Source organism: Sorangium sp. So ce693 (assembly GCF_051521375.1).
Lineage (GTDB): Bacteria > Myxococcota_A > Polyangia > Polyangiales > Polyangiaceae > Sorangium > Sorangium atrum.
The window spans coordinates 11,062,808-11,075,141 of the sequence record NZ_CP150347.1 but is presented as its reverse complement, the minus strand read 5'-3'; the positions used below and the strand labels follow the sequence as shown (position 1 = coordinate 11,075,141).

The 12,334-nt window shown below is 69.4% G+C and carries 10 protein-coding genes; 3 read left to right on the top strand and 7 right to left on the bottom strand.

The genetic code is table 11. The features are described from left to right. The first annotated feature begins 55 nt into the window (after window positions 1-55). On the top strand, window positions 56-1,036 hold the full coding sequence (locus tag WMF14_RS41310; protein WP_437795696.1) for a hypothetical protein: 981 nt from the start codon (window positions 56-58) through the stop codon (window positions 1,034-1,036). Between the two features lie 88 nt (window positions 1,037-1,124). Continuing rightward, the gene (locus tag WMF14_RS41305) at window positions 1,125-3,242 is read left to right on the top strand and encodes an ATP-dependent helicase (RefSeq protein ID WP_272102428.1); all 2,118 of its coding nucleotides are present in this window, start codon (window positions 1,125-1,127) and stop codon (window positions 3,240-3,242) included. A gap of 27 nt (window positions 3,243-3,269) precedes the next feature. On the opposite strand, the gene WMF14_RS41300 is transcribed toward WMF14_RS41305, so the two are convergent. Beyond that, window positions 3,270-4,934, bottom strand: coding sequence for a nitrite/sulfite reductase (locus tag WMF14_RS41300; protein ID WP_437795692.1), 1,665 nt, complete (start codon window positions 4,932-4,934; stop codon window positions 3,270-3,272). Window positions 4,935-5,019: 85 nt separating this feature from the next. Between WMF14_RS41300 and WMF14_RS41295 the strand changes: the two genes are divergently transcribed. Further along, complete coding sequence (locus WMF14_RS41295; RefSeq protein ID WP_437795689.1) at window positions 5,020-6,216, top strand: trans-sulfuration enzyme family protein; 1,197 nt, start codon at window positions 5,020-5,022, stop codon at window positions 6,214-6,216. An 84-nt stretch (window positions 6,217-6,300) separates the two neighbouring features. Here the strand turns inward: WMF14_RS41295 and WMF14_RS41290 are convergent, their stop codons facing one another. The 6 genes from WMF14_RS41290 to coxB all read right to left on the bottom strand — a co-directional run bounded on the left by WMF14_RS41290 (window position 6,301) and on the right by coxB (window position 12,320). After that, entirely contained in the window at window positions 6,301-6,849 is a 549-nt protein-coding gene (locus WMF14_RS41290) for a response regulator transcription factor (protein ID WP_272102431.1), read from the bottom strand. A gap of 7 nt (window positions 6,850-6,856) precedes the next feature. After that, on the bottom strand, window positions 6,857-8,329 hold the full coding sequence (locus WMF14_RS41285; protein ID WP_437795685.1) for a sensor histidine kinase: 1,473 nt from the start codon (window positions 8,327-8,329) through the stop codon (window positions 6,857-6,859). Window positions 8,330-8,522: 193 nt separating this feature from the next. Continuing rightward, window positions 8,523-9,020, bottom strand: a complete 498-nt coding sequence (locus tag WMF14_RS41280) for a cytochrome C oxidase subunit IV family protein (protein WP_437795682.1) — start codon at window positions 9,018-9,020, stop codon at window positions 8,523-8,525. 15 nt (window positions 9,021-9,035) lie between these two features. Then, the gene (locus WMF14_RS41275) at window positions 9,036-9,722 is read right to left on the bottom strand and encodes a cytochrome c oxidase subunit 3 family protein (RefSeq protein ID WP_437795679.1); all 687 of its coding nucleotides are present in this window, start codon (window positions 9,720-9,722) and stop codon (window positions 9,036-9,038) included. Then, window positions 9,719-11,356 carry a cytochrome c oxidase subunit I gene (ctaD, locus tag WMF14_RS41270; protein ID WP_437795676.1) on the bottom strand — a complete coding sequence of 546 codons (1,638 nt, stop codon included), beginning with the start codon at window positions 11,354-11,356 and terminating at the stop codon, window positions 9,719-9,721. Before ctaD ends, WMF14_RS41275 begins: the two co-directional genes overlap by 4 nt. A gap of 19 nt (window positions 11,357-11,375) precedes the next feature. Further along, the gene (coxB, locus tag WMF14_RS41265) at window positions 11,376-12,320 is read right to left on the bottom strand and encodes a cytochrome c oxidase subunit II (RefSeq protein WP_272102436.1); all 945 of its coding nucleotides are present in this window, start codon (window positions 12,318-12,320) and stop codon (window positions 11,376-11,378) included. Between the last annotated feature and the right edge of the window lie 14 nt (window positions 12,321-12,334).

The following is a 12,334-nucleotide window of genomic DNA, read 5'->3' as shown; positions in this document are numbered from 1 at the left end:
TCGAGCCCGTTCCTTGGTCGACACCGCAATGCGGAGTGGAGGGACCATGAACCGGATGCGACGAATCGGGCTGGCTTGTTTGGCGATATCGCTCCTCGCGGGCACCGCCGGCTGCGGCGGCGGCACCGCGGCCCGGCCGGCGGATCCCACGGCAAAGGGGGGACGCGCGATCACGGGCGCTCCCGAGCCCTCCAGCGCACAGGGGTTCGAGGACGGCGCCGCGTTCGAGCCGGGCGCGCCCGCCGCGCCGCCGTCGCCCGACGCCTCGCCCGCGGCGCCTTCGGCCGCGCTGGAGCAGCCCTCCGCCACGGGCGGCGCCTCGCGCGCCGAGGGGGCGGCGCGCAAGGCGCCGAGCAGCCAGGTCGCGCCGGAGCCCATCGATCGCCCGGGCCTCGGCACCGAGTGGGGTGAGACGCGCGTGTCGCGCATCTCGACCGCGCCGTTCGTCCGGGCCGACGTCAACCGCCCCTTCGTCGTCGCGAGCCTGTTTTACAACGACGCCGAGGGCGCCCGCGCCATGGCGAGCGCGTCCGGCTTCCGCCGCACGTCGCCGCAGGCCTTCACGCTGGCCGGCGGCGCGGTCGCGGTCGGGCTCCGCGGCGAGGGCGGCGGCTTCCTGAGCGGCTTCGTCGCCGGCGAGAAGACCCACGTCGTCGGCGAGGCCGGCCAGCGCTACAGCATCGTGCTGCGCAACCTCACGCCGACCCGGATCGAGTGCGTCGTCTCCGTCGACGGCCTCGACGTCATGGATGGCCAGGCCGCGGCGTTCAGCAAGCGCGGTTACCTGATCGATCCCCACGGCGAGCTCGAGATCGACGGCTTCCGCCAGTCCGTGGACACGGTCGCCGCGTTCCGCTTCGGCTCGGTCCGCGGCTCCTACGCGAACCAGAAGCACGGCGACACAAGGAACGTCGGCGTGATCGGCGTGGCCCTCTTCAACGAGCGCGGGACGACGCCCTGGACGTTCGACGAGGTCCAGCGCCGCCGGGAGGCGGACCCCTTCCCGGGGCAGTTCGCCACGCCGCCCGGCATCTGAGCCTTTCCAGCGGGCATATCGCGCCTCCTCCGCGCTCCGACAAAATCAAGCTCCCGCTCCGCCGCGCGCCGGGCTAGGCCACGGCACGGTGTCGGACTTATTGAACCCGTCTCAACGTGCGGCCGTCGAGCACGAGCTCGGGCCAATGCTGGTGCTCGCCGGCGCAGGTTCCGGCAAGACGCGTGTGGTGACCACGCGGATCGCCCGCCTCCTCGATCGCGGCATCCCGGCGCGCTCCATGTTGGCGATGACCTTCACCAACAAGGCCGCCGCCGAGATGCACGAGCGCGTCGGCAAGCTCGTCGGCTCGAAGGTCGCGCGCGAGCTCAAGGTCTGCACCTTCCACCGCTTCGGGCTCGACGTCCTCGGCGCGGAGACCCGCGCCCTCGGCCTGCGCGGCGGCTCCTTCGCCATCTTCGACCAGTCCGACGCCCTGGGGGTCATCCGCGAGATCCTCCGCGAGCTCCGCGCCGGCAAGAGCTACGACGTCAGCGCGATCCTCTCGCGCATCTCGAACGCCAAGAACGCGTTCCTCGACGCCGAGACCTGGGCCGAGGCGCAGCGGCAGGGCAAGGGCATCGACGAGTACGACGAGATCTCGATGCTCGTGTACCCGCGCTACATGGCGGCGCTGCGCTCGTTCCAGGCGTTCGACTTCGACGATCTCATCTGCGAGGTGGTCCGCCTCTGGCAGTCGCGCGCCGACGTCCTCGAGCGCTGGCGGATGCGCTACCGCTTCGTGATCGTCGACGAGTACCAGGACACGAACCGCGCCCAGCTGGAGCTCCTGCGCCTGCTCTGCGGCGAGCACCGCAACGTGGTCGTCGTCGGCGACGACGACCAGTCGATCTACGCCTGGCGCGGCGCCGACGTGCGCAACATCCTCGATTTCGAGGAGCACTTCTCGGGCGCGAAGGTCGTCAAGCTCGAGCACAACTACCGCTCCCGCAAGCCGATCCTCGACGTCGCGAACGCGGTGCTCGCCAAGTCCGGCGCCCGGCGGCACAAGAAGTCGCTCATCGCCACCCGCGTGGAGGGCGACAAGGTGCGGTCCATCATCTGCGTGGACCCCGACGTCGAGGCGAGCTTCGTGGCCACGGAGGCGCAGCGCCTCCTGGAGCGGGAGGCCGCGCGGCCGAAGGACATCGCCGTGCTGTACCGCTCGAACCTCCAGGCGGCCGCGATCGAGTCGGCCCTCAAGGAGCGGCAGATCCCGATCCGGATGATCGGCGGTCAGCAGTTCTTCGAGCGCAAGGAGGTCAAGGACCTCATCGCCTACCTCCGCGTCGCGCTCAACCCGGGCGACGAGATGTGCCTGCGGCGCATCCTGAACTACCCGGCGCGGGGCATCGGCGACGTCGCGGTGGCCAAGCTCGGCGCCTACGCGACGGCGCACGACGCGACGCTCTGGACGGCGGTGTCGCGGCCGCACGCCGTGCACGAGCTGACCGCCGCCGCGATCGAGGGCTGCCGCCAGCTGCTCCGGATCATCGAGGCCACGCGCGCGCGGTTCGAGCGCGGCGAGCCCTCCGCGGAGGTCGCCCGCGCGCTCCTCGCCGACGCCGGCTTCAAGGAAGACATCATGGCCGGCTCGTCCACGGCCAACGCCGCGGCGCGCCGCTGGGGCAACATCGAGGGCCTGCTCAACGTCTTCGCGCGCCGCGACGAGAAGGGGAAGGGGGACCGCGCGAGCTTCGCGGAGTTCCTGCGGCTGCTCGCCCTGCGGCAGGACTCCGAGGAAGAGGAGGCCACCGATCGGGTGACGCTCACCACGATGCACGGCGCGAAGGGGCTCGAGTTCCCGTACGTGTTCGTGATCGGCCTGGAGGAGGGGTTGATGCCTCACCAGCGCAGCCTCGACGAGCGCGCCACGGACGCCGCGCCGAGCGGCGCGGAGGGCGGCGACACGGGCGGTCACAGCATCGAGGAGGAGCGGCGGCTCTTCTACGTCGCGGTCACGCGGGCCCGCGATCGGCTCTACCTCACGCGGGCCAAGCACCGTGGCTCGCGCGGCAAGATGGTGCCGAGGACGCCGAGCCGGTTCATGCTCGAAATTCCGCCCGAGCTCCTGGAAGAGCGCGAGGAGCTCGCGCCCGTCGCTCCGGGGATGGAGAAGGTGAAGGCGGGCGCGGCCGGCGTGCTGGCCGCGCTGTCGATGAACCCGTTCGCAGGCGATCCCCCCCTCATCCCGCGCCGCCGCTCCTGAGCGGGGCGCGGGACGGCGGGGGCTCGGTCAGAGGGCGCCCTCGGCGGCCGCGAAGCCGGCGCGGGTGATCTCCTGCACGCCCTTGCGCGTGACGAAGTCGCGGAAGCTCTCGCCCTCGGCGCGGCCGGCCATGTAGAAGCGCGCGATCGCGGCGATGACCTTGGGCGTCTCCTCCTCGGGGATGCGGCCGTCGAGGCGCTCGCCGATGCGCGCGCTCGGGCCGCAGCAGCCGCCCACGCGGAGCGAGTAGTGCGGGCGCTCCACGCCGTCCTTGCCCTTCACCATCAGGCCCGTCATCCCGATGTCCGCGACGTGGTGCTGGCCGCACGAGTTCGGGCACCCCGAGATCTTGATGTCGAACTCGCCGAGCGCGCTGACGAAGTCGTCGGTCTCCTGGCGGCTGCCGTTCGGCACCAGGTGATCCCGGATGCGCGTGCCGACCTCCATGCTCTTCGTGATCGCGAGCGTGCAGTAGTCGCCGCCGGGGCAGGTCACCACGTCGGTGATGTGCCCCGAGTCCGCCTCGGCGAGGCCGATCTGCGAGAGCTCGCGGTGCAGGCTGAGCAGCTGCCCCTCCGGCACCCAGCGCAGCACGAAGTTCTGGGTGTTCGTCGCCCGCACCTCGCCGTTGCCGTAGCGCCGCGAGATGTCGGCCAGGCGCCTCAGCTGCTCGCCGGTGATGTCGCCGAGCGGCAGCTTGACGGTCGCCACCCGGTAGCCGGGCTGCTTCTGCGCGATCGTGTTGGTCCGCTTCCAGCGCGCGAACGCGCCGTCGCCGAGCGTCTCCCGCAGCGGCGTGAGCGGGGGCGGATCGTTCTCCCGGTACCCGGCTACCTCCTCCGTCAGCTCGGCCGCGAGCGCCTCGCCGCGCTCCGCCTTGATGCGAGCAAACTCCTCGTCGAGCCTGCGCAGGAACTCCGCCTCGCCGATCTTGCGCAGCAGGAACTTGAGGCGCGCCTTCTTCCGGTTCTTCCGCTCTCCGTCCCGGTGGAACACGCTCACCACGGCCTCGCACACCGGCAGCAGATCGGCCTCCGGGATGAACTCCTTCCAGAGGTGCGCGATCTCGGGCGTCGACCCGAGCGAGCCGGCCACATAGACCGCGAAGCCGCGCCCGCGGTCGCCGATCTTCGCGAGCAGACCGACGTCGTTGATCATGATCTGCGCGTGATCGCGCGCGCTCCCCGAGAAGGCCACCTTGAACTTCCGCGGTAGCCGCCGGTTGTGCTCGTGGAAGAGGAAGTGCTCGGTGACCGCGTGCGCGTAGGGCGTCACGTCGAACACCTCGTCCTCGACCACGCCGGCGAGATGGGACGCGGTGATGTTGCGGAGCGTGTCCGCGCACGCGCCGACCGTCGTCACCCCCGCGCGCACGAGCACGCGCTGCAGGTCGATCGTCTCTTCGATCTCCAGGTAGTGGAGCTGGATGTCCTGGCGGGTCGTGACGTGCGCTAGGCCGCGCCCCCACCGCTCCGTGACTTCTGCGAGGGCTTCCAGCTGCGCAGCCGTGAGCTGCCCTCCAGGAATCTTGATCCGCTGCATGTGCTTCACGTGCGCGAGCTGCGCGTAGACACCCATGGCCAGCCGTAGAGGACGGAACTGGTCGGGGGTCAGCTCACCACGTTTGAATTTGGCGACGTTCTCGGCGTGTACGTCGATGGCCGCCGCAAGGCGCTCGACTCGTTGCGACATAACCGATGGTATTCCCTATATTTCCGACGCGTCAAGTGCGACAATTATCACGGTCGGTTCCACGTGGTATCCGGCCTCCAGCACCATGAAGACCGCTCTGCCGAACTCGACCGAAGCCGTGCACGCGGGCGTACTCCGCCAGCGCCCCTCCCACACCCTCGCGCCTGCGATCGCGCAGACGGCGACGTACACCTTTGCGGACACGGCGGACCTCGAGCGCTATTTCGCCGGAGGCGACGCGGATCCCGAGCGGCAGGAGTACGGTCGTTACGGCAATCCCACGGTGCGCGAGGTCGAGCAGCGCATCGCGGCGCTCGATCGCGCGGAGGACGCCCTGCTCTTCGCGAGCGGCATGGCGGCGGTGACGACCACGGCGTTCGCGCTCCTCAAGGCGGGCGACCACGTCATCCTGTTCCGCGACGTGTACCGCCGCACACGGCAGTTCGTGATCAACGTGCTCTCGCGGCTTGGCGTCGAGCACACGCTGATCGACCCGGGCGCGTTCGATCAGCTCGAGGCGGCCATCCGGCCGCGCACGCGCTTCGCGCTGAGCGAGTCGCCGACGAACCCCTACCTCCACTGTATCGACCTGTCCCGCTTCGCCGAGATCTGCAAGAAGGCGCGGGTGAAGACGGTCGTCGACGCGACGTTCGCGACCCCCTGCAACTCCGATCCGATCGGCCGCGGCATCGACCTCGTGGTCCACAGCGCCAGCAAGTACCTGTCGGGCCACAACGACGTCCTCGGCGGCGCGGTCTCCGGATCGAGCGCGCTGATCTCGCTGATCCGCGACATGCGGAGCGTCCTTGGGAGCATCATGGATCCCCACGCCGCGGCGCTGATCGGGCGCGGGATGAAGACGCTCGCGCTCCGCGTCGAGCGGCAGAACGCGACAGGGCTCGCCGTGGCGCGCGCGCTCGAGGCGCACACCGCGGTGGAGCGGGTGTTCTATCCGGGGCTCCCGTCGCACCCGGATCACAAGGTCGCGGCCGAGCAGATGCGCGGCTTCGGCGGGGTCGTGAGCTTCATCGTGCGCGGCGGGCGAGAGGCGGCGTCGCGCGTCGTGGACGGCGCGCGCATCGCGGCGATCGCACCGAGCTTCGGCGGCGTGGAGACGCTCATCGAGCAGCCCTGCATCATGAGCTTCCACGAGCTCAGCGACGAGCAGCTCGCGGCGATCGGCATCTCCCCCGCGCTGATCCGCCTGTCGGTCGGCATCGAGGAGACCGAGGACGTCGTGAGGGACATCGTCGGCGCGCTCGACGCGCTCGGCAAGCCCTAGCCGCGCCAGCGGGGCCGCCCGCGCGAATCCGCCGCGAAGCGGCGCAGAAGTCCGGCCATCCGGCCGGGCTCCTGGTGGGCGGAGCTAACTGAGCTTCTTCAGCTTCCGCTGCAGCGTCCGCCGGTCGATCCCCAGCAGCTTCGCCGCGGTGGCCACCACGCCGCCCGACTCCCTCAGCGCGGCGCGGATCGCCTCGCGCTCGAGATCGTCGAGCTTCAGGCTCCCCGGCGGCGGCGTCGGCGCCGCCGAGGGCGGGGGGCGCTGGCGGTCCCGGAGGTTCGCGGCCTCGCGCAGCAGCTTGTCCGCGTCGACGGGCTTGCTGAGCAGCGTGTCGGCGCCCTCGCGCATCGCCGCCACCGCGAGCGGGATGTCCCCGAACCCGGTCAGCATCACGATCGCCGCGTCGGGCTGCAGCTTGCGGTACTGGGCGAGCGCGCTGAGCCCGTCGCCGCGCGGCATGCGGTAGTCGATGACCACGAGGTCCACCGGCTCGTACTCGAGCGCCACGAGCCCCTCGTCGATCGTCGCCGCGGTCCTCGCCACGACCCCGCGGCGGCGCAGCGCGCCCTGCAGGGTGGTGCGGAACGCGTCGTCGTCGTCCACGAGGAGCGCCGTCTCGATCCGTCGCGTCATCTTCACCTCAGGCGGCCCCGGAGCGCTTCAGCGCGCCGGGGAGATCCGCGTCCATGGGGTCCGTGCTCCCGTCGAGGCGGAGGCGCAAGGTCGCCTTCGCGCCGCCGGTCTCGACGCTCTCCATGCGCAGCACCGCGTTCATGCGGGAGGCCATCATCGAGCTGATGTAGAGCCCGAGCCCCATGCCCCCCTGCTCCATCTTCGTCGTCTGGAACGGCTCCCCGAGCCGCCCGGCGATGTCGGGGTTGAGCCCCGGCCCGTTGTCGGAGACCGCGATCTCGCAGACGTCGCCGCGCTCGACGACGCTCACCTCGATCCGCTGCTCGGCCGAGCCGGCCGTCGCCTCGGCGGCGTTGGCGAGCAGGTTGACGAGCACCTGGCAGAGCGCCGGCCGCAGCACGTCCGCCTGCACCGGCCGCGGCGTGTCGAACGCGAGCGCGCCGCGGTAGCCGAGCCGCGCGAGCTCGACCTTCGTCAGATCGCGCACGAAGCGGGTGAGCTCCAGCGGCTCCAGCCGCTGATCGAGCCGGATCTGGCCGCGCATCAGCCCGATGATGTCGCTCGCGCGCCGCGCCTCGCCGGCCACCGTCTCGGCCATGCGCGCCGCGTCCTCGGAGCCCGTCTCCCGCGCCACGTCGACGAGGTCCTTGCTCGCGAGGAGGATCGTCGCGAGCGGCGTGCTGAGCTCGTGCGACATCCCGCCGACCATGCGGCCGAGCATCGCCAGCCGCTCGTTCCGCTGGCTCTGCTGCCGGAGCTCCTCGAGCCTGTGCGCGTAGACGACGACGAAGAAGCCGAGGAACAGCGTCAGCGACGTGAGCGACACGAGGTCGCCGAGCCGCCGGATGCGCTCGCCGCCGAGCGGCGCCGCGTCGAGCGGCAGCGGCGCCGCGTACGTGAGCACGGCGATCGCGGCCAGCGTCAACAGGCCCACGAGCACGGTCGTGCGCCGCGGGCAGAGGAGGCCGGAGAGGGCGATGTGGAAGGCGAGGAAGACGGCGAAAGGATTCGCCAGCCCGCCCGAGAACCAGAGCATCCAGGCGTTCGCGAGCACGTCGCCCACGAGCTGGGCGCGCGCGTGATCCTGCGCGGGCTCGCGCGCCGAGGGCTCGCCCCCGTCCGGCCGGCGCGCGCGCTGGACCCGGAAGGTCCAGGCGACGTTGGCCGCCGCGATCGCGGCGATGCCGACGATCAGCGGCGCGAGCCCGAGGTCGGGGACGAGCTTCCTGCCCGCGACCGTGGTCGCGATCATCCCCGCGATCGCCCCCCACCGCAGCTGGATCAGCCACCTGTCGGCGGTGTCCCAGGACGGGGGCTTCGGCCCGGAGAGCAGGACCGCGAGCCGCCGGCGCGCCGCCGGGGGCGCGCTGCTCTTGGCGGGGTCGGGACCTGCGTCAAGCGACCATGGCTGGAAGGAGGATTGCATCCGCGCGCGGACAGAGGGGCTTTCCAGGGCGCGGTCGAGGCGTCCGGCGTCCATCCCGGAGCAACCTTCCGACGTTGCCTTGCATCCGCTCCCTTGTACCGCGCACGAAAGCCGCGAGCACGCGCGAGGTGCGCCCCGGCCCACATCCTGGGGCTGTCAGGAAAAACCCCAGCGAATACCGTGATTTGAAATTGTTGGCTGGGTTACATCCGGTCCCGTGCCGGCGGGGCGCTCGGCCCCGGGCCGGTCACTTGGCCTGTTCGGCTCCGTCGCCGTGCGCGCCGTGCGCGGGCGGCGGCGGCGCCTTGTGCGAGCGCTTCATCCTCCAGTCGTCTGCGGCGCGCTTGCCGTCGAACGGCGCCTTGATGTCCGCCGGCCGCTCGGCCTCGATCCCCTCGGCCCGGCCGCGGTTGGCCGTGTCGAACATGGTGAAGCCGATGAAGATCGCCAGGAAGATGAGCGACGACGCGAAGATCAGGGCGTGGAACTTATGGTCCCACTTGAGGTGCATGAAGATGAGCGCCACGACGCCCGCCTTCGTCGTCGCGATGATGATCGCGATCGCCAGGTTGGCGGCGCCGAGGTCGACGTAGCTCGCGCCCACGGTGACGACCGTGAGCACGAGCAGCGCGAGCCACGTGGCGATGTAGACCTTGAGCGGCAGGACGTGAGGCACGTGATCGGCGCCATGGCCATGGCCGTGCCCGTGCCCGTGCGCGCCGGCTGCTTCTGCGTGTGTCGACATGCGGTCCTCTAGGCCTCAGCCCACCAGGTAGAGCAGGGGGAAGAGATAGATCCAGATGAGGTCGACGAGGTGCCAGTACAGCCCCACCCCTTCGACCGGCGAGTAGTAACGGCTCGAGAACTCACCGCGCGTGTTGCGGATGAGGATCCACGTGATGAGCCCCATCCCGATGACGACGTGCAGGCCGTGGATGCCCGTCATCATGAAGTAGATGGCGAAGAACGTCCCCGCGTGGGCCGTGGTGAAGCCCTCGGCGGTGAAGTACTTCCCGGGCAGGAGGCCGTCGTGGAACTTGTGCTTGTACTCGAAGTACTTGATCACGAGGAATACGGCCGCGCAGAGCAGGGTCACCACGAGCAGCCGGGTGGTGTTCTTCTTGTCGCTCCGCTGCGCAGACCGGACGGCGAGCGCCATCGTGAGGCTGGAACAGATGAGCACGATCGTGTTGATGCCGCCCATCACCTTGTCGAGGTGGTGGTGGGCCTCCACGAACGAATCGAAGAACCAGCCGCGGAAGATGGCGAACGCGCAGAACAGACCGCCGAAGAGCAGGATCTCCGTGACCAGGAAGAGCCAGATGCCCATCCGGCCGGCGTCGAACTGCGTGTCGGCGGAATCGAAATGATGGGCGACGTGGAAGTCGGGGGACAGGGCGGTGCCTGCCTTGTTCGGCCTGTCGGCGGCCTCGGCGTGCGCGCTCATGCGTTCTCCGTGTTGAAGTCGTATGCGCCCTTGGTCACGATCGGGGTGCGGACGAAGTTCTCGGTGATGGGCGGGGAGGCGGTGGTCCACTCGAGGCTGAGGCCGCCCCAGGGGTTCGCCGGCGCCGGCGCGCCGGAGCGCAGCGACTTGATGAAGCAGATGATCATCACGAGGAAGCCGAGGCCCAGGATCCACGAGCCCACGGTCGAGAAGGCGTGCAGCGGCTGGAACTGGTCCAGGTAGTTGTAGTAGCGGCGCGGCATCCCGCGGCTGCCCATGATGAACTGCGAGAAGAACGTCACGTTGAAGCCGATGAAGACGAGCGCGCAGGAGATCGTCGCGAGCCGCTCCGAGTACATCTTCCCGGTGATCTTGGGCCACCAGTGGTGGAGCCCGCCGATGTAGGCGATGACGGTGCCGCCGACCATCACGTAGTGGAAGTGCGCGACCACGAAGTACGTGTCGTGGAGGTGCAGGTCGATGCTGAGCATCCCGAGGAAGATGCCGGTGAGCCCGCCGATCGAGAAGAGGATGAGGAACGACAGCGCGTACAGCATCGGCGCGCTGTAGCTGATGGAGCCGCGCCAGAGCGTCGCGATCCAGTTGAAGACCTTGACCCCGCTGGGGATGGCGACGAGGAAGGTCAGGAACGAGAACATGATCGCCGCGAACTCGCTCTGGCCGGAGGTGAACATGTGGTGGCCCCACACGAGGAAGCCGACCAGGGCGATGGCGACGCTGGAGAACGCGATCGCCTTGTACCCGAAGATCCTGCGCCGCGCGTGGACCGAGATGAGCTCGTTGATGATGCCCATGCCCGGCAGGATCATGATGTAGACGGCCGGGTGGCTGTAGAACCAGAAGAAGTGCTGGTAGAGCACCGGGTCGCCGCCGAGCGCCGGGTCGAAGATGCCGATGTGGAACGCGCGCTCCGCGATGAGCAGGAGGAGCGTGATGCCGAGGACCGGCGTGGCGAGGATCTGGACGATGCTGGTCGCGTAGATCGCCCAGAGCATGAGCGGCATCTTGTACCAGCCCATCCCGGGCGCCCGGAGCTTGTGCATCGTGACGATGAAGTTCAGCCCCGTGAGCACGCTGGAGAAGCCCAGGATGAACACCCCGAACGTGACGCTCAGGACCGACGTCGTGGTCACCGTGCTCGAGTACGGCACGTAGAACGTCCAGCCGGTGTCGATGCCGCCCGTGATGAGCGACGACAGCGTGAAGAGGGCGCCGATCCAGTAGAGGTACAGGCTGAGGAGGTTCAGCTTGGGGAAGGCGACGTCCTTCGCGCCGATCATGATCGGCAGGAGGAAGTTGCCGAGCGCGCCGGGGATGCTCGGGATGATGAACAGGAACGTCATCACCGCGCCGTGCAGCGTGAACATCTGGTTGTAGGTGTTCGCGCTCATGATCGTCGCCTTCGGCGTCAGGAGCTCGAGCCGGAGGATGAGCGCGAACACGCCGCCCATCGCGAACGCGATGAACGTGCTGATGAGGTACATCAGGCCGATCCGCTTGTGATCGACCGTGGTGAGCCACGACATGATCCCGCTCTGGGCCCGGATGTAGTCCGTTCCGTGGCCGCCGTCGGGTGCCGTATTGACGTCGAGGGTTGTTACGGTCTGCGACATGACTGCTTCTCCCCGGCGCTCACTTCACCGTCTTCAGATAAGCGATGAGCGCGTCCACTTCTTTGTCCTTCAGGAGCCCCTTGAACGACGGCATCACCGGCGGATAGCCGCGCACGACCTGGCCGCCGGGGTTGAACAGGCTCTCGCGGATGTAGTTCTCATCCACGACGACCTTGGCCCCGTCCGCGAGCTCCTCCTCGCGGCCGAAGACGGCCTTGAGCGACGGGCCCTGGATCCGCGTCCCGTCGAGCGAGTGGCAGGTCGCGCAGCTCCGCTTGGCGAAGAGCAGCTTGCCGAGCTCCTCGGGGGGCAGGTCGCTGTTGTTGTTGCCCTCGAGCCACTTGTCGAAGTCCGACGGCTCCAGCACCTTGACGGTGGCCATCATGTCGGAGTGACCGGACCCGCAGTACTCGGCGCACAGGAGCACCGTCTCGCGCGCCTCGGTCGCCTCGAACCACACCGACGTGTACGAGCCCGGGACCACGTCCTGCTTCACCCGGAACTCCGGGATGAAGAAGGCGTGGAGGATGTCCTTCGAGCTCAGGATGATCCGCACCGGACGCCCCCGCGGCACGGCGAGCTCGTTCACGGTCGTCGTCCCGTCGGGGTAGGTGAACGTCCACAGGTACATCTCGCCCGTGGCGTTGATCTCGTAGGCCTCGGCCGGCGCGACGGAGGCGTGCACGTAGCCGCGCATGCCCACGAAGAAGAGCGAGATCACGATGGCGAGCGGGATCAGCGTCCACACGACCTCGACCGTCGTGCTGTGGTCGATGGGGCTCGTCTTGTCGCGCTCGCTGCGCCGTTTGTACTTGATGGCGAAGAGGACCGTCGCCCCCGCCACCAGGATGAAAAAGAGGACGGAGACCCAGTAAGCCGCGGCCCACGCGGAGTCGATTCGCTCAGCGAGCGTCGAGCCCTGGCGGGGCAGCCAGAAGGAGCCGAGTTCGATCGGGTTTTTCATCACCATAGTTGTGG